Origin of the sequence: Sulfuricurvum sp. (assembly GCF_028681615.1) — a bacterium.
In the GTDB taxonomy this organism is placed as follows: Bacteria; Campylobacterota; Campylobacteria; order Campylobacterales; family Sulfurimonadaceae; genus Sulfuricurvum.
This window is the reverse complement of record NZ_JAQUHV010000003.1, coordinates 224,874-243,145: the sequence shown is the minus strand read 5'-3', so window position 1 is coordinate 243,145 and position 18,272 is coordinate 224,874. Positions and strand designations below refer to the sequence as shown.

General features: G+C 44.3%; 18 protein-coding genes. 3 read left to right on the top strand and 15 right to left on the bottom strand.

The genetic code is table 11. The features are described from left to right. Nucleotides 1-30: 30 nt before the first annotated feature. Genes PHE37_RS05950 through PHE37_RS05940 form a run of 3 tightly spaced genes read right to left on the bottom strand, consistent with a single transcriptional unit; the run spans nucleotide 31 to nucleotide 4,441 of the window. A complete protein-coding gene (locus tag PHE37_RS05950) occupies nucleotides 31-849 on the bottom strand; it encodes an HDOD domain-containing protein (RefSeq protein ID WP_299995200.1) in 819 nt (272 codons plus the stop codon). A gap of 31 nt (nucleotides 850-880) precedes the next feature. Continuing rightward, nucleotides 881-3,691, bottom strand: coding sequence for an excinuclease ABC subunit UvrA (uvrA, locus tag PHE37_RS05945; protein ID WP_299995198.1), 2,811 nt, complete (start codon nucleotides 3,689-3,691; stop codon nucleotides 881-883). Nucleotides 3,692-3,703: 12 nt separating this feature from the next. Next, entirely contained in the window at nucleotides 3,704-4,441 is a 738-nt protein-coding gene (locus PHE37_RS05940) for a sulfite exporter TauE/SafE family protein (protein ID WP_299995197.1), read from the bottom strand. Nucleotides 4,442-4,570: 129 nt separating this feature from the next. On the opposite strand from PHE37_RS05940, the gene PHE37_RS05935 reads away from it, so the two are divergent. The 3 genes from PHE37_RS05935 to PHE37_RS05925 are packed head-to-tail and all read left to right on the top strand — an operon-like array spanning nucleotide 4,571 to nucleotide 6,234. Then, nucleotides 4,571-4,993 (top strand): chemotaxis protein CheX, encoded by a 423-nt coding sequence (locus PHE37_RS05935; protein WP_299995194.1) that lies wholly within the window; start codon nucleotides 4,571-4,573, stop codon nucleotides 4,991-4,993. 3 nt (nucleotides 4,994-4,996) lie between these two features. Further along, nucleotides 4,997-5,344, top strand: coding sequence for a flagellar motor switch protein FliN (gene fliN, locus PHE37_RS05930; RefSeq protein ID WP_299995192.1), 348 nt, complete (start codon nucleotides 4,997-4,999; stop codon nucleotides 5,342-5,344). Further along, nucleotides 5,341-6,234 carry a hypothetical protein gene (locus PHE37_RS05925; RefSeq protein ID WP_299995190.1) on the top strand — a complete coding sequence of 298 codons (894 nt, stop codon included), beginning with the start codon at nucleotides 5,341-5,343 and terminating at the stop codon, nucleotides 6,232-6,234. The genes fliN and PHE37_RS05925 overlap by 4 nt, the downstream gene beginning before the upstream one ends. A gap of 54 nt (nucleotides 6,235-6,288) precedes the next feature. Here PHE37_RS05925 and PHE37_RS05920 read toward each other — a convergent pair whose 3' ends face one another. The 12 genes from PHE37_RS05920 to gltB all read right to left on the bottom strand — a co-directional run bounded on the left by PHE37_RS05920 (nucleotide 6,289) and on the right by gltB (nucleotide 18,140). Next, nucleotides 6,289-6,756, bottom strand: a complete 468-nt coding sequence (locus tag PHE37_RS05920; RefSeq protein ID WP_299995188.1) for a hypothetical protein — start codon at nucleotides 6,754-6,756, stop codon at nucleotides 6,289-6,291. Between the two features lie 78 nt (nucleotides 6,757-6,834). Next, entirely contained in the window at nucleotides 6,835-7,146 is a 312-nt protein-coding gene (locus PHE37_RS05915; protein WP_299995186.1) for a hypothetical protein, read from the bottom strand. Nucleotides 7,147-7,158: 12 nt separating this feature from the next. After that, the gene (dusB, locus tag PHE37_RS05910) at nucleotides 7,159-8,145 is read right to left on the bottom strand and encodes a tRNA dihydrouridine synthase DusB (protein WP_300008296.1); all 987 of its coding nucleotides are present in this window, start codon (nucleotides 8,143-8,145) and stop codon (nucleotides 7,159-7,161) included. A gap of 50 nt (nucleotides 8,146-8,195) precedes the next feature. Then, a complete protein-coding gene (locus tag PHE37_RS05905) occupies nucleotides 8,196-9,218 on the bottom strand; it encodes a hypothetical protein (protein WP_299996692.1) in 1,023 nt (340 codons plus the stop codon). 12 nt (nucleotides 9,219-9,230) lie between these two features. Next, complete coding sequence (dksA, locus tag PHE37_RS05900) at nucleotides 9,231-9,584, bottom strand: RNA polymerase-binding protein DksA (protein ID WP_299996690.1); 354 nt, start codon at nucleotides 9,582-9,584, stop codon at nucleotides 9,231-9,233. Nucleotides 9,585-9,593: 9 nt separating this feature from the next. Further along, a complete protein-coding gene (locus PHE37_RS05895) occupies nucleotides 9,594-10,052 on the bottom strand; it encodes a 23S rRNA (pseudouridine(1915)-N(3))-methyltransferase RlmH (RefSeq protein ID WP_299996687.1) in 459 nt (152 codons plus the stop codon). Next, on the bottom strand, nucleotides 10,049-10,180 hold the full coding sequence (locus tag PHE37_RS05890) for a hypothetical protein (RefSeq protein ID WP_299996685.1): 132 nt from the start codon (nucleotides 10,178-10,180) through the stop codon (nucleotides 10,049-10,051). The genes PHE37_RS05895 and PHE37_RS05890 overlap by 4 nt, the downstream gene beginning before the upstream one ends. Further along, nucleotides 10,177-10,752, bottom strand: a complete 576-nt coding sequence (locus PHE37_RS05885; RefSeq protein WP_299996682.1) for a thiamine phosphate synthase — start codon at nucleotides 10,750-10,752, stop codon at nucleotides 10,177-10,179. The genes PHE37_RS05890 and PHE37_RS05885 overlap by 4 nt, the downstream gene beginning before the upstream one ends. Then, nucleotides 10,752-11,594: an acetyl-CoA carboxylase, carboxyltransferase subunit beta gene (gene accD / locus PHE37_RS05880; protein ID WP_299996679.1), complete on the bottom strand. Its 843-nt coding sequence runs from the start codon at nucleotides 11,592-11,594 to the stop codon at nucleotides 10,752-10,754. Before accD ends, PHE37_RS05885 begins: the two co-directional genes overlap by 1 nt. Continuing rightward, nucleotides 11,591-12,319: an inositol monophosphatase family protein gene (locus PHE37_RS05875; RefSeq protein WP_299996676.1), complete on the bottom strand. Its 729-nt coding sequence runs from the start codon at nucleotides 12,317-12,319 to the stop codon at nucleotides 11,591-11,593. Before PHE37_RS05875 ends, accD begins: the two co-directional genes overlap by 4 nt. Continuing rightward, nucleotides 12,319-13,701, bottom strand: coding sequence for a glutamate synthase subunit beta (locus tag PHE37_RS05870; protein ID WP_299996673.1), 1,383 nt, complete (start codon nucleotides 13,699-13,701; stop codon nucleotides 12,319-12,321). The genes PHE37_RS05875 and PHE37_RS05870 overlap by 1 nt, the downstream gene beginning before the upstream one ends. A gap of 5 nt (nucleotides 13,702-13,706) precedes the next feature. Next, nucleotides 13,707-18,140, bottom strand: a complete 4,434-nt coding sequence (gltB, locus tag PHE37_RS05865; protein ID WP_299996670.1) for a glutamate synthase large subunit — start codon at nucleotides 18,138-18,140, stop codon at nucleotides 13,707-13,709. Nucleotides 18,141-18,272: the final 132 nt, after the last annotated feature.

Below are 18,272 nucleotides of genomic sequence, written 5' to 3'. Positions count from 1 at the left end.
TGTAACGGTTTGTTGAGACATTGTGCGCCTTTATATGGCGCGAGTTTTTTCAAGAATCGAATCAATCGCCGCTTGAAGTTTGGTCACATCGTATCCGGCGGCTTCAGCTTTTTTAAGTCCGAATGCAATTCCGTGTTCTCCGAAAGGATCGTTAATCGGAACAATTGTTTTGATAATATGAAGTGCGGTTGAAAACTCTTTGACCTCTTCCGGAGCTTGGTCAGGGGTATCTGAAAATTCGATCATCTCGACAAAGTCTTTGTCAAAATTCCAGTGGGTAAAAATTGCAGCCGTAACCGATGCCGTCGTCTCTTGAACATAAGAGCGTTCTACACTTGCAATATCGATGGCTGTCGTAACATCGGCTTTAAAATTGGTAGCTAAGTCTTCTTGGATCACGTCGCTGGCAATAATAATTTTTCCTGTCTCTTGCAAAAATGCGGCCAAAAACAGTTTATCCGCTTTAGCACGGTCAATTTTCATATACCACGCATGCATCAAAGCCGCCTGCATCGAAGATATCTCCGCAAAATGTTCCGAACTTACACCGTAGGGTTCCATATCGACATTAAGAAGCTTGCGAACCGAATTACCGATCCCGATGGACCGGGTCATACTCATTCCGAATAACGAAACGGCTTGTCCTACATTATTTATTTCACGGCGAAAACTGTACAATGGAGAGTTGGCCGCTTTAAGCAAGTTTGCGACAATCATCGGATCGGTTTCGACGGTTTTAACCAAATCCTGAATCGAAGAGTTTGGATCGTTGCAGACACGCTGCATATCGATTACCGTTTTCGGCAAGGGAGGCAAAGATTTAATACTATTAATAATTGAGCTCTTCATTCATAATCCTCTACAAAAGCTATTGAAGTTATTATACCCTACTTAATTCAAGAGCCAAATATTTTCCGGTAAAACTTCCTGTTTTTTCCCAATCTCTGGCTACACTTTCGGGATCACCTTGTGCAACAAGCAATCCTCCGCCGCTTCCCCCTTCAGGACCCATATCGATAATGTAATCGGCATTTTTGATCATATCGAGGTTATGCTCGATCACGAGAACTGAATTTCCAAGCTCAACAAAATTATGAAGTACTTTGGTCAGACGGTTGACGTCGTCAAAATGCAATCCGGTCGTCGGTTCATCGAGAATATACAGTGTATTTCCGGTATCCCTACGGCTTAGCTCTTTCGCCAATTTAATCCGTTGCGCTTCCCCGCCGGAGAGGGTCACCGCATTTTGTCCCAAAGTGATATAATCGAGACCTACGTCACTGAGCGTTTGCAAAATCGCTTTGATCTTCGGAATCGGGGCAAAAAACTCCAACGCTTCACCGACAGACATATTAAGGACATCTGAAATCGTTTTGCCTTTGTATTCGACCTGCAGGGTCTGCAAATTGTAACGGCTTCCGTGACAGGCATCACATTTCACCATGATATCCGGGAGGAAGTGCATCTCGATCTTGATTTCCCCTTCCCCCTGACATTTTTCGCATCTGCCGCCTTTGACGTTGAAACTGAATCGTGATGCGGTATACCCTCGAATCTGTGCCTCTTTTGTTTTCGTAAACAGAATACGGATTTCATCCATAACCCCCGTATAGGTAGCCGGATTGGAACGAGGTGTTCGCCCGATGGGGCTTTGATCGAGGTAAATAACTTTATCGAGTTTTTCCAACCCTTCTACTTCGACCCCCGCCACACGGTTAATTTTACGAGCATGATTCAGTATCTCACGGGTAACAGGGAGCAAGGTTTGGAGGATCAATGAGCTTTTGCCGCTGCCGCTCACCCCTGTCACACAGACAAAATTATTAAGTGGAATGTCAACACTTAAATCAGAGATATTGTTTAATGTTACATTTTTAATGCTCATCCACTCTTTTTGGGCTCTGCGATAAAAATACTCGATCTTTTTCCGTCCGGAAAGATACTGCGCGGTGAGAGTATCCGATTTTTTCATCTCTTCCAACGTCCCGGCAAAGACCACGTTGCCGCCAAATTTCCCGGCACCCGGACCGATATCGACAATGTAGTCGGCATTCTCTATCGTCTCTTTATCATGTTCGACGACAATGACGGTATTCCCTTTTTCCTGCAGTGATCGCAATGTACGGATCAGTTTAAGGGTATCGCGTTCATGCAGTCCGATACTCGGTTCATCCAAAACATACATTACCCCCGTCAAGCCGCTTCCGATCTGGCTGGCAATACGGATACGCTGTGCTTCTCCCCCGCTGATACTACGGGCATCACGACTCAAGGAAAGATAGCCGAGACCTACATCATACAGGAAGAATAGACGCTCTCTGATTTCATTTAAAATAGAAACAGCGATCATCGCGCTTTGATCACTCAGCCCCTCAAACGTTTGAGGATCGCTAAACCATGCATACGAATCTTTGAGCGGCATTGTGATCACATCACCGATCCCTTTTCCAGCGACACGTACGGCCAGCGATTCACGTTTGAGACGATAAGAATTACAGATATTACACGGCTTTTCAGACATGTAATCGGCCAAATCTTTTTCATCTTTGAAAATGTCGTACGCGATCCGGACGATCCCCGGCCATACCCGTTTGATCGGATGATCTTGCCATTTAAACTCCACTTCATCGACACTGCCGTGGAGAATCGCTTTTTTCTGATGTTCTTCGAGGGTATAAAACGGAGCGGAGATACTGATCCCTTCTGCGATACAGAATGCTTTTAAAAAAGTAAAATAATATCCTTTGTTAAATCCGTAAACGATTTTGATCGCCCCTTTTTCAACAGAGAGTTCCGAATCGATAATTTTGTCATAATCAAGTGCATACCGAATCCCCAATCCGTCACATTCACTGCACGCCCCTTTAGGGGAGTTAAATGAAAACGAGAGAGGCTCTAACGGATCAAAACTTACTTTACAGTCGAAACAGGCACTGTGCTCGCTATAGTGGATCAGCTTTTCAGCCATCCCAACCTCTTCATGGTTTTGGATTTCGATCTCTACCTCACCATAGGACTCTTTAAGCGCTTTTTCAACGTCTTGTGCCACACGATCATGGTTATCATCTTTGATAATCAAACGGTCAATGACGACTTTCAGGGTGTGTTTTTTGGTTTTGGACAGCTCGATTTCTTCATCCAGACGAACCATGACACCATCAACCATCGCCCGCACATATCCTTTGTGACGCAACGATTCGAAGATATCGGCAAACGATCCTTTTTTCTCTCGAATAAGCGGAGCCAAAATAACGATTTTAGCCCCATCCGGGAGTTTAAGAACTTGATCGATAATATCCTGAGCCGACATTTTAGAGATTTTTTTACCGCACAAGTGGCAGTGCTGAACTCCTATACGGGCATATAAAAGACGCAAATAGTCATAGATTTCAGTGATTGTCCCAACTGTAGAACGGGGATTTTTTGAGGTTGTTTTTTGATCGATGGCAATCGCAGGGGTAAGCCCTTCGATTTTATCCACATCCGGTTTTCCGACTCGATCCAAAAATTGCCGGGCATATGAGGAGAGTGATTCGATGTATCGGCGCTGCCCCTCGGCATAAAGCGTATCAAACGCTAAAGTCGACTTACCGCTGCCGCTGATTCCGGTACAAACGATGAGCTTATTCTTCGGAATCTCCAACGAGATGTTTTTCAGATTATGTTCCCGTGCTCCAATAATTTTAATCATATCCATAAATCATTACCCCGCGATCAGTTTGTATGCCGTGATGGCAAAAATAAGTATGTAAAAAATTACCAATACCTGTTTGTAATGGGTCGCATGAACCCGATGAAGCAGCCAGATACCGAGTGCAATTCCGATCAGTGACGAAAGTGCCATAACCATTCCAGCCTGAAGATTCATCATCCCCAACCACAGAAGCGTTGCAAAAGCCGATATAGAAGTGAACATGACAAAAAACAGACCGACTGCAGAGGCTTTTTTCAACGGAAAGCCCATAAAGCTGACCAATATAGGAGTCATTAAAATCGATCCTCCAACTCCCAACATCCCTGAAAATATCCCTATAAAGCCTCCAATAAGGCTATATAGGGGGCGATTAACTATTTCGGCACGGCTTGGAACAGGTGATGATAAGGCTAAACGTCCCAATGTAAACGCAACAATGCTCAAAAAAAGCCATTCCAATACCGTTGCTGCGAGCAATTTGACCAAAAATCCTCCGATAATAGCTCCAACGATACCGCCATAACCGAAATATTTTATGTCATGCACGACATAGGTTTGCTTTTTATGATGGATCCATGCCGCCAACAAAGAACCGGCAACCATTTGCATCACCGAAATACCGATCGCTTCTTTGATCCCAAAACCTAAATAAAGCAAAATAGGGACGCTAACCGTTCCCCCTCCGATTCCGAAAAATCCGGAGAGAGCTCCTACACTTATCCCTAAAAGCGCTAATTCAATCACCATGTTGTCTGCTTTAATTTTTGTGTCGCGCGATTATACTTATTTCGTGCTTCAACAAACCCCCTTCTCCATCAATTGATTTTACGGTATAATCAATTCCCATACTTAATAAACCCAGAGATTAGGATTGTGATGTTACCGATCATCGTACATGCGGCTGAAAACTTTTGTCTCCATCAGTTGCGGCTCCCTTATCAGCGTATCAGTAACCCTTCTAAAAAGAGAACGCTTCTTGCTTATATCGATATTGAAGCTTATGACGGTACTTTTCATAGAGTCTATATCGGATGTGATGACACATTGATTCAGACGATTGCCGAAACCTTTTTAGGCGAAGAAGAGAGCGATGAACAGACCCTTATTGACATGCTTTTGGAAACAACGAATATGATTGTCGGCAGTGCCAAAGTTTTGGCTGAAGAGTCGTATGAAACATCCATGAGTATTATGACCCCCTTTTTCGCATCGGACGGAATGAGCGAAAGTGATTCAGAAGAAATACAACACCTAGAAGTTGAAGCCGGCGAAATGACGATTGCACTAAAAAGGCTCTAAAACATGAACGAAACAATAGCAAAATCGGAAACATTTATCGGAAAAGAGCATCCTTTCGATCCTGAGAAAGAACTTTCATGGATGGACTATGAAGGGTTGCTTGATATGGAAGTCGAATTTGTTGCCGATTTGGGGCAAACGACTCTTACTCTGGGCGATATTCTAAAACTTGAAAAAGGTTCTGTTATTGATTTGGGAAAACCTGCAGGGGAAAGTGTCGAGTCCTACGTCAACCGCCGGATTATCGGAAAAGGCGAAGTAATGGTTTATGAAAAAAACTTGGCTATCCGTATCAATGAGGTACTCGATTCGAGTGCCGTCCTTTATTACCTTTCAAAAGAGAGACTATGAGATATCTGATCCTTTTACTTCTCCTCCCCGCATTTCTTTGGGGAGCCAAAATCCTAAGCTACAACGTGTATGATCGTAATGACCGTGTTGACGTCATGTTGACATTTGATACCCCTTATGAAGGGGTGCTTCGTCAAAACCGCCAAGGGAATACGGTTGTAATTAAACTTGAGGAAGCATTTATCGATGCTCCGAAAGTTAAAGACGTCAATTCAAAGTATCTTGAAAAATTGACCATTGCACCGCAAGGCGAACACATTGAGATCGTTGCTCAGGTCTCTCCCGATGTAACGATGCAAGCCTCTAAAACATCCGATTCGTATGGATTAAGACTCCGTTTTATGCCTTCCGCCACTACCCCTTCTGCTGAAACTCCTCCGGTTGATGAAACATCACTTGCAGGACTTCCGACTAAAAGCAACAGTGAATTTGAGCAAAGCTATTACGTCGTCATCGTCATAATGCTGATCGGTATCGCGATCTTGTTTTGGCTCAAACAAAACATTGCCAAGCGAACCGCAACAATGAATACCGAACCGAAAACTCCGTGGCTCTTTAACAAAACAGCCAAAGAGCCCAAAGCCGCACCGGCTGCACCTGCAAAAGCTCCTGCTGACATTGGCGGGGGAGTACATATCCGATTTCAAAAAAGCCTTGATGCCAATAATACCGTTGCTATGTTGGATTATGGCACCATGAGTTATTTGGTTCTGTTGGGGGCTAACACAATCTTATTGGATAAGTTCCAAGACAACATTCCGATCACACAAAATGATTTTGAAACGCTTTTACAGTCCAAGCACCGTGAGCTTGACGGTTATTTCCAACTCGCTCCGACACAAGATGAAGCGTTTGATTCGTATAAAGAGAAAGCTTCAGGAACGTACTAATTGTCTACGCTTGCCGCTATGGCACTAAAGCTTGCCTCTTCGAGGCAGACGATATTATTTGACATTCCCTAAATCGTAGCGATTATAAACGTCATACGCCTCTTCTCCTCCGGTTGAAGAAAGGACCTCACGTATAAGCACCGCAGCTTCTTTACGGCTTCCTCCCGCAAACCCTTTTGCATAGATTTCCGCTAACGTCACCTTTGCCGCAGGTTCACCCTGAGCCACCGCCATTTTGAGATAATACGCAGCACGATCAAAATCTTCAGGGACTCCCATTGCATTGGCATACGCAAATCCGGCAGAGACTTGTGCAGGCAAAATCCCCGCTTCCGCGGCATTTGCATAGAGCTCCGTTGATTTTGCAAAATTGCGTTCGACCCCTTCTCCGTTGTAATGAAGCGTAGCCAATGCAAAGATACAGCGGGGATCACATCCCCCTTTGCTAAACCACTCATACGCTTCTTCAAAACGTTTTGTTGCATACGCATTCATTCCGGCATTATAGAAGTCAATTTCCACATTATCCCCTTTTTGATGCGATTGTAACCAAAGAGACTAACAATTAAATAATCCCATCAATGAAGCTGTAGGAACTTATCAGAAAAAAAGCCAAACCAACAATACGAAGCCTAAAATAATGTTAAACCAACTGCCGCCGTCTTCGAAAATCATGAGGAGCAGATTGTAATAGTGTCGTTCCATGAATGAGGGAGCAATCAATAAACCCTCTTGGGCATATCGGGTAATTTCCGTACCCCAAATAAATGCAATAATTTCAGGAGCTATAATAAATACGATTACTCCGACAAATCCCCATATCGTCCTTGCCGGCTTCATCGACATCAGTGCTTTTTTGGTTGCGGGATTTTTGGCGATTTGTTTGGCTTTTGCTTTAATTTTATGATGCATACTCGGTCGTTATCATTCACACTTCATATCGGATGCTTTGAACCCTTCACCGATTTGCCGATGAGTGAGAAAGAACTCATCAACGACCGCACGGAAGTGGACCGGATCATCAATACGGTTTACAAGATCACGGAGTGCGGATGCCCCTTCGTATCCTTTTGAATAGGTATGGACATGTTTTCGGAAAGTCACAACGCCGCGTTGCCCGTAAAAGCTCACCATACTGTCCAAATGTTCCATAATGATCGCATGCTTGATAAGTGGATCGACGGAAGCGCTTCCTGTTTTGAGCTGATGAAAAATCCACGGTGCACCTACGGCTCCGCGTCCGATCATCACACCGTCAGCTTTGGTATGCTCCAGCACCCATTGCGCCTTCTCAAAAGAGTCGATATCACCGTTTGCGATAACAGGGATGCCTACAGCAGCTTTGATCTCGGCAATCGCATCGTAATCAACGGGAGCTTTAAATTTTCCCGCGCGGGTTCGTCCGTGTACCGCCAGAAAATCAGCACCGCACGATTCGACGAGCTTTGCAATCTCAATATGATTTTTGGATTCAAATCCCAAGCGGATTTTGACACTCAGCGTCGATTTATTGGAAGTTTTTTTAATCGTTTCGATGATTCGGGCCATTCGGGGCAAATCACTCAATAATGAACTCCCCGATCCGTGACACACAATTTTTGGAACCGGACAGCCGCAGTTAAGATCGATAATATCAATATCTTCTTGGGTGTTAAGCACCTCTACCGCACGTCGTACGATCTCCTCTTCAGAGCCTGCGATCTGAACAGAGTACGGATCTTCGTTCGGACTTCGTTCCATCATCTTAATCGTCTTGGTAGAACCGTGGGCGAGTGCATTGGAACTGATCATTTCACTAACTGTCAAATCCGCACCGAATTTTTTTACGACATTGCGAAACGGTAAGTCTGTGTATCCTGCTAAAGGTGCAAGAGCATATACGGGTGTATCAAAAGAGAGTTTGGGAGTCATAATAAAATTACCTTCGAGGAGAAGATAGCGTCAAACGCTATCTCATAGTGTTAACAATTTGGACGTAAAAAGATTGCAATGTCATAGTGCTTGTTTGCACGTTTGAGATCACGATACGCCTTGAAAATTTGGAAATCGTTGTTTGCAGTGTTGTTCAGGATTTCATTTGCCGTATCGATCATCTGTAAATCATACAAAGTATAAAGATACCCTTCCATCGCTTCGTCATTATGTTCACTCAACATTTCAAACAAACGGATACGTTGTTCAGGGAGCATATTTTTAGACATTGCTTCTGACAGATCGATCCAATCGCTGCTTTTTAGTTTAAGCGTACCGAATATAGCCGCTAATTCTTCATTACTGATTTGAATACCGTTTTCAGCGGCATTGATCCGTTGAACGAAATCGAGTAGAGACGATTTTGTAAAAAAGCGTTGGTATTTCATGATAGAACCGACCGATGCTGTTTTAACATATGCTTCATATGCTTTGGCACAAACGATTTCACCGTAACTGTCCGGACGGGAAAGAATACTGTCCGCATCGATTTCACCCCGCTCGAGACGGTTAAGGTTGTTTTGAATTGAAATCGATGTCGTTGCCGGCAAATGAAATTTTTTGATATCTACTTTTTTGTTTTCTTTCACGTCACGCATCAATTCAAGGGCTTCATCGATTTTTTCGTTACCGATTGATCGAAGAGTCTCATAAGGAAGGATCATTGCATGATCAATCAATTTACCCATCAATTTATAGGCATCGCTTTTGTACACATTGTTGCGTTCACCGACACCCAAGAGTGCATCGCGCAATGCATCGATCATTTTTTCATGATCTTTATTCAAACGGCGAAGTTTGAAATTTCCGACCAATGCATAAACACCCATATGCAATACGCTTGCGAGATACATCACAAAAAGAGGTACTACTACCCAAAATGCGATAGGAAAGTTTGGAAAATGCATCCCTAATAAATCAAATCCAATCGAGCCATTATCTATCGTATAGGTCGCAATACCTACCAATATCATTAAAATGAGCGACGCGATGGTATAACGTTTTAGTTGCATTTTCTCTCCCTTTTAGTGTTTGTTTTTTTCAACGATCGGACGGCATACAATACAATACTTTGCATGCGGTTTCACTTTTAAACGTTGAAAACCGATATCGTCTTCACACATTTCACAAATTCCGTATACTTTTGACTTGATTTTAAAGAGTGCAGATTCAATCTCCGTCAGCTCATGCATTTGTTGTGACCCGATAGCATTTTCTACCAAGTTGTCATTACTCGCAGATGCATAGTCGCCTTCATCATTCAGTTCCATCTCACGCAACTGTTTCATTTCGCTTTCAACACCGGTGATATTTTTGATAATTTGAGCTTTTCGCGTCAGCAATATCTCCTCGAAATACTGCAACTCATGGTCTCTCATCAATGCTCCTCATTTGTGGTACGGATGGTTTGCTAACAGTGAATAGGCGCGGTATATTTGCTCTAGAAGCACCGCTTTTGCGATTTTATGGCTCATTGTCATCTCTGACAGACTGATTGCCGTATCACATTGGTCTACAAAGCTCTTTTCAAAGCCGTATGCACCACCTATAAAAAATTGCAACGAAATTTTATCACTTATAAGCTTACTAAATGCAAAACTATCCATTTTTTTCCCATCCGGATGCAACGCAATCGAGTAATTTTTACCCAACATCGGTGATAAGAGTTTCGAATACGCCGCTTGTGAAGCTTCAGAACTGATAGTGTGCGCTTTTACTACCTCTTTTGGGAACAATTCAACGTCATCCACCTTCGCAAAACGAGAGATCATTTTCATCTGTTCATGATACAAAGGATCGTAGAGGGAACGCTCTTTTTTTGCAATCGTGATAATAGAGATGTTCATTGATCTGCCTCGCAAGAGGCAAGCTTCAGTGCCATAGCGGCAAGCTTCAGTGCCATAGCGGCAAGCGTAGACAAAACAAGCGAAGCGCTTGGCAAAGCCAATGTTTCCTCGAAATGGGTTTTACTCATTTGGCGTTCTCATTAGGAATAAGTCCGCTTCCGATTACATTATACGTTACATGTTGAAAGCGATCGTCAAGTTTCACTCCGCCGATAGCCGCTACCGGATGGTTAGAGAGGGCGGCAAGTTCATCCAACTTCTCCCCTAATACTTTTGCATCCGATTTCGTTGACGTCGCCCGATACGCCCCCAATCCGATGTAATTGATATCAAGCGAATTTGCAGTTGTGATCTCCTGCGCATTGTGAGTTGAAAGACCGATGATCTTATCTTCACCGATCGCCATTTTTAAAATTTTAATGGCTCGTACGGGATCGGAATCTATGGCGTATAAATCTTCTTGACCGATATGGACACCGTCGCAAAAAGAGGCTAATTCATAATGATCGTTAATGATCAAAAAACCTTCCCACACTTTTCGCAGCGTTATCAAATCAGCTTTAACAATAGCTATATCGGCGAATTTGTTACGGTATTGGAGTACTTCGGCACCGAGTGTTTTCGCACGACCTGCAAAAGAGAGGAGATCACTCCCTCTTTCTCTCAGAATATCGGCGTCGCAAAGGGCGTAAAGTCGCATTAGGGAAGGAGAAGTTTGAGCATATCGCTCAATGTCTCTTTGAGTTCGCTACGGGCAACAATCATATCGATTGACCCTTTTTCAAGGAGAAATTCGGCACGTTGGAACCCTTCCGGAAGGTCTGATCCGATGGTTTGTTTAATAACCCGCTGACCTGCGAATCCTACCAATGCACCCGGCTCGGCAATGATAATGTCTCCCAGCGTTGCAAACGATGCACTGACTCCACCCATTGTCGGATCGGTCAGAAGCGAGATATACGGAAGCTTTGCGTCCGCTAACTTTGCCAAAGCGGCTGATGTTTTTGACATCTGCATAAGGGAAAAAGTACTCTCTTGCATACGGGCACCGCCACTGGCACTGACAATAATCAGCCCCATTCGTTTTTCCAGTGCGCGGTTTACGGCACGTACGATTTTTTCCCCTTCAACCGAACCGAGCGATCCGCCCATAAAGTTGAAATCAAACACGACTAATTGGGCCGGAACCGAGTTAATCGTACATTCACCGCTTACAACGGAAGAATAGGTGCCATTTTTGGCATATCCTTCTTCTATTCTCGCCGCATAACTTTTTTTATCCACAAAATTCAATGGATCGGTAGGACGGAGATTGCCGTCAAACTCGACAAAACTGCCCTCATCCGTGATGAGAGCCAAACGTTCTTTGACACCGATACGGAGATGGAATCCGCATTTCGGACACACGTGATTTTGTTTTTCAATCTCTTTGTAGTACATCAATGACTGACATGAGGGGCATTTTACCCAGTGAGACGGAGCCTCGCTTTTGGTAGGCTGTTTTTTCTTTTCGGAGTCCCCGAACAGGTTAAATAGACTCAAAAATACTCCTTTTCTACAATCATACGAATCTGCTCAAAAATCTCTTTATCCGCACTTATGAGGATGTATCTATCGTCTTGGAATACATGAAGGTGTTCGCTGAGATAGAGTCCGGCTTGGATATCGTAAGGTCGCATTGTACCCAAAAATAGCACATATTTCACATAAGGGGCATAGGCTAATGAGAGAGCCAATGCACCGGGAGAACGAAATTTCAGCTTATGCAACATTAACTTTTTAATCAACTCCGGATGTTCGATAGCTTTTTCGAACAAACCGATTTTCGCATAAAGATTCGTGATGATTTCATCTTTATGAGCAGAGTTTTTCAACGTTGTCCTAAAATACTCTTTTGCGGTACGGACAAATATATCGCCGTTCGCGAGATTGCAGACAAGTGCTTCTGTTGTTTTACCCCCAACGACGCGGGCTATCGAAATACCGTAATACGGGAATTTAGAAACGAAGTTATCACTGCCGTCAATCGGGTCGAGCATGATAGTAATGGTTGACTCAGGTGACATCCAACCGCTCTCTTCCGAGAATACGGATCCAAACGGTGAGAGATGCTTGTAACAGATTGCTTCAGCGTGCAAATCAATACCGTTACTGATATCGCCTCCGAATCCTCGATCATGAAGAGTAAAAAGAATATCGCTCTCTTTGTTGACAAGGGCATCTATCTCAAGACACGCTGAGATGGCAGCGTGGATAAAACTTGCCATCAGACCAACAGTGATTTTACAATGGATCGTGCCGCTTCACGCCCGTCATATGCCGCAGTTACAACAAGATCGGCACCTCGGTGACAATCTCCTCCGGCATAAATTCCGGGAGTTGTCGTTTCGTATTTTTCATTAACCAAAATACCGCCCCAGTTATTCACGGAAATACCGTTTTCCGCCAAGAACGGAGGAACGGCAGGGTCAAAACCGAGAGCCATAATAATAACATCGGCATTAACGTTAAAATCGCCCCCTTTGACCTCTTCCATTTTTTGACGGCCGGATTCATCTTTTGCACCGAGAACCGTTTTTGCCATATGGATTCCTACGGCTTTACCGCCTTCTCCCAATATGACCTCTTTAGGAGAAGCATGAAAGACGAAATCCACCCCTTCCTCGATCGCATTTTTGTACTCTTTGACCGAGCCGGGCATATTATGCGCATCACGTCGATATAGACAAGTTACGTTTTTTGCCCCTTCGCGTTTCGCCGTACGAACACAGTCCATAGCCGTATCACCACCCCCGATAACGACGACATCAAGATCTTTGAAATCAAATTTCTTGTCATAGTTCAGGCCGAAGTTTTTACGCTGAATAGCGGTAAGATATTCCATCGACATGTATACATTCGATGCATTTTCTCCGGCTATTTTAGCCCCTTTGGCTTTTGTCGCACCGATACCGATAAAGACCGCATCATGCTTATCCGCAATGGCATCGAATTCGATATCTTTGCCCACTTCGCAGTTCAACTCAAGTTTTAATCCTGCTTCAAGGAGCAGATTGACACGACGCTCAACAATTTTTTTGTCCAGTTTAAAATTAGGGATACCATACGTGAGCAATCCGCCTGCGCGATCACTGCGCTCATACATCGTTACTGCAATACCCGAACGGAGCAGATAGGTCGCACATGAGAGACTTGCAGGTCCCGAACCGATGATGGCAACTTTTTTATCGGTAGTGATCCCCGGAAAATACGGTTTAAGCCCTTGTTTGAAGCCTTCTTCATTGATAAAGGTTTCAACCGAACCGATCGTAATCGCACCGTGACCGTCGTTAAGGGTACAATCCCCTTCACATAAGCGATCATGCGGGCATACGCGTCCCATTACTTCAGGAAAAGGCGAAGGCTCGTTAGAGAGGTTGAACGCAAATTTCAAATCTTTTTCCGCTACGGCTTTAAGCCATTGAGGAATGTAGTTGTGCAGCGGACATTTGTTTAAACAAAACGGGTCGCCGCATTGGATACAGCGATCACTCTGTGAAGAGGCATCGCTTGAACCCATCGGTTCATAAATCTCGCTAAAATCTTTCAAACGCTGCAATACAAGGCGTTTCGTGGGGTCGATACGCTCAATCGTTAAAAATTCTCTCATAATTATTAGTCCCCTTTATCCGGATTGAGTGGCAATTTAGTTAAGTTTTTCGGGCGAACGAGCCAGAAGTTTCGGATTTCTACACGGAAATTTTTGATCAGTTCCTGTGCCATCTCACTCTCTGTTTCAGCTACGTACTCTTTTAAGAGTCGTTTGAGATAATGTCGGGCTTCATCCCCGTCATCAGTATCGATACGAAGCGCATCAATCAGTTCACGGTTGACATTTTCGACAAAACTGTGGTCTTGGTCGTATACAAATGCAAACCCGCCGGTCATACCCGCACCGAAGTTAATACCGGTTTTACCGAGGATGACGACGACTCCGCCTGTCATATATTCACACGCGTTGTCGCCGGTCCCTTCTACAACCGAAAGAGCACCCGAGTTACGTACCGCGAAACGCTCACCGACCGATCCGGAAATAAAGAGTTTACCGCCCGTCGCACCATAAAGACACGTATTACCACCGGCGCTGAAACGTTCCCCTTGGTTTTGTGAACGAATTACGATTTTACCGCCGTGCATCCCTTTACCGATGTAGTCATTCGCAACACCCTCTAAACGGATAGAGACACCGTTGATCAAGAATGCGCCAAGCGCTTGACCGGCAATCCCTTTAAGATTGATTTTAATCGTATTCTCTTTAAGTCCTGAGTCACCGTAATAATGAGCGATTTCACCGCTGATACGGGCCCCGAAACTACGGTTGAGATTACAAATATCACGAACGATCTTAACAGGACGATCAGGATTTTTAATCGCATCTTTCGCTTCAGCAAGAACATCTTGTTCAAATTCATTCAGGTCAAACGGTTCATTACTCGCTGCTTGACAGGTATTAACACCCTCTTCTCGGTGCAATACGGAACTGAAATCGAATTTTTTTGCAAATTCGGTGTCGATTACTTTGAGCAGATCGCTTCGTCCGATCATCTCTTCCATTGTTTTATAGCCCAATTGTGCCATGATCTTACGGACATCTTCCGCCAAATAAGTGAAATAGTTGATAAGCTGTTCAACGGTACCGTTAAAGAATTCACCGCGCAATTTTTCGTTTTGCGTTGCGATCCCGACGGAACATTTGTTGACATGACAGATACGGAGCATTTTACATCCGATAATCGTCAACGCACCCGTACCGAATGCATAGCTTTCAGCTCCCAATAATGCCGCTTTAACAATGTCTTGACCTGTTTTGAGTCCGCCGTCGGTTTGGACATGAACCAAGCCGCGAAGGTTGTTCACTTTCAGTGCATTATGCGCTTCAGAAAGTCCGAGTTCCCACGGATTTCCCGCAAATTTGATCGACGTCAACGGTGCGGCACCCGTACCGCCGTCACCGCCGGAAATGATGATTTTATCAGCATACGCTTTAGCGACACCCGCCGCAATCGTACCGACACCGGCAGAAGAAACGAGTTTAACCGCTACTTTCGCATTCGGATTGACCTGTTTCATATCGAAAATCAACTGCGCCAAATCTTCGATCGAATAGATATCATGGTGCGGCGGAGGCGAAATCAATGTCACACCCGGCATCGTATAACGTAATCGTGCGATAAGACCGCTGACTTTATGCCCCGGAAGCTGTCCGCCCTCACCCGGTTTTGCCCCTTGGGCTACTTTGATCTGAATCTCTTCAGCCGAACGCAAGTAGGCCGGAGTAACCCCGAAACGTCCTGAAGCGACTTGTTTGATTTTAGAGTTCTTAAGTGTACCGAAACGGGCCGAATCTTCACCGCCCTCACCCGAGTTACTTTGTGCCCCGATCGTATTCATAGCCACTGCCAAACATTCATGCGCTTCAGGCGAAATAGAGCCCAATGACATTGCAGCCGACGCGAATCGTTTGAAAATCGCCTCTTTCGGTTCCACTTCAGAGATATCGATACTTGGACGATCTGATTTAAATTCAAAGAAATCGCGGATAAATTTTTGACCGCGGCCGTTGACCAATGCACTCAATTTATCGAAATCTTCCCGTTTTCCGGTTTTGGAAACGCGGTGAATCGCATGGATTACATCCGGATTAAAATCGTGATGCTCTTGTCCGTTATAGAATTTATAGTACCCTCCGATTTTAAGTGGGAAAATACGGTTAAATCCGCCAACTTCAAATGCTTCTTTATGGTTGCGTTCCAAACGTGCATCGATATCGTCATACGTCAGTCCCGGAATCATCGCATGAGATTCTCCGAAACACTCGTGCACGATCTCTTTGCTCAAACCGATCACATCGAATAATCCTGAATTACGGTACGACGCGATGGTTGCAATCCCCATTTTTGACATGATTTTCAAAAGTCCGGCATTGAGTGCATGATGAACCGATTTGAAAGCTTCCGAACAACTAACATCGTTGACGCTTCTTTCTGCATGTGCAGCTACCGTAGCGAACAATAGGCTCGGGTATACGGCACTCGCACCGTATGCAATCAAGGTTGCGGCTCCATGAGAGTCGATAACTTCGCTTGTAGAAGCGACAATCGATGCCAAATGACGGATACGCGCATCCAGCAATGCACGACTGATTCGTCCGACGGCCATTGCCATCGGTATCGCTTTATGCTCTTTATCAAATCCGCTGTCATCAAGGATGACGATTCGTACACCCTCTTCACGGACCGCAGTGATTACTTTTTCTACCAATGCTTCAAGTGCCGCTTTCAACGAACCTTTGTAGGCAGTCGAGAATTCCTGGTTCGAATAAAAAGATTGGTATCGCGGTGATTTTTTATCTCCGAAGGATTTTAGTACTTCGAGTTTTTCACGGATAATGATCGGAGAAATCGCTTTGAGACGATTCGCATGCGACGGAATTTCATCCAAAATATTGTGGGTTTCACCGAATCCCGTATTCAAACTCATAACCACTTTTTCTCGGATCGGATCGATCGGAGGATTGGTTACTTGAGCGAAACGCTGTTTGAAATAATCACTGAAATTTCGCTGTACAGTGCTGAAGGCGGCCAAAGGGGTGTCATCCCCCATCGATCCGACTGCTTCTTTACCGTCGCGCATCATCGGCTCAATCACCTGCTCAACAACTTCTTGTGTGATGTTGAAATAGCGTTGGCGTTCTACCAAATTTGTAGGTTCATAATCACAGCGTGTAATGTATTGTTCATCCACATGTTCTTGGAGATAGATCATATGATCATTCAGCCATTTCATATACGGGTTTGAGGATTTTAGATATTGGTTAATATCTTCGTCTTTGAGCACTTTCCCGAATTTGAGGTCCAAACCGATCATTTGCCCGGACTGCAAACGTCCGCGCTCTTTGATCTGATCTTCCGGAATATCGATAACGCCGTATTCACTCGCGATAAGAAGTGTGTCATCGTTGGTGATAATGTATTTTGACGGGCGCAGACCGTTGCGGTCAAGCACACATCCGATATAACGTCCGTCGGTCAATGAAAATGCCGCCGGACCGTCCCATGCTTCAAAAACAGTCGAATGGTATTCGTAAAATGCACGAAGCTGAGGATCCATATGCGGAGCATTTTGCCATGGTGCCGGAATAACCGCACGTGCCGCTTTAAAGAAATCCATACCGTTAATAATCAAAAACTCGAAAAAGTTATCGGCACTTGCACTGTCCGATCCGCCCGGTTGGAGAATAGGAAGAAGGCGTGCGATCTCCTCATCCGTGAACACTTCGCTTTTGATCGATTCGGATTTTACCGCGACGTTAAAGCGGTTGGCTTCGACCGAGTTGATTTCACCGTTGTGGGCAACCGCACGGAACGGTTGTGCCAATCTCCATTTCGGAAGTGTATTGGTCGAAAAACGTTGGTGGAAAAGGGCAAAAGAGATTTTAAAATTTTCATTTTGCAAATCGGTATAAAATTCTTTAATATGGGTGGGCATAATAAGCCCTTTGTATGAAACGACCCGTGCCGACATCGATGCGATATAAAAATCACTGTCGCTGACTAATGCGTGTTCAATCTCTTTACGGCTCAAATACAATAGTGCATCAAAACGTTTTGTGGCCATAAGCGAATTAGGGGTAATAAAAATATGATGAATTTCCGGTAATGTCGCAAGCGCCTGCTCACCGAGGGCATTGGTGTCAACCGGGACCAAACGATCCAAAACGACTTTCAGATCATTGTCCGTACAAATCTTTTCAAAATGTTCCAATGCAGATGCATTGCGCGTAAAAACAACAGCGACGGCATACATTTCAGGAAGTTCAACTCCCGCATCCGAAGCGGTTGAACGCATAAATTCGTGAGGAAGAGACAAAAGCAATCCGCTCCCGTCTCCCGTTTTTCCATCAGCAGCTACTGCTCCGCGGTGCATCATTCTCTCTAACGCCGTAATCGCGTTTTCTAAATTTTCATGCGAAGGACGGTTTTTGATATTTGCAATCAATCCAAATCCGCAGTTATCTTTAAATGATCGTAATAGGTCTTGGTATTCCACTCTAATCGTCACCTTTCACCAGAAAATTCGGCAAATTGTTATTTTTTAATCTCTTTTTAAACATAAGTAGTTTAAAGGGGAGATGAAATTTTCTTATTTTATCGATAACAAGGTTAAAAAAGGTTAAAATAA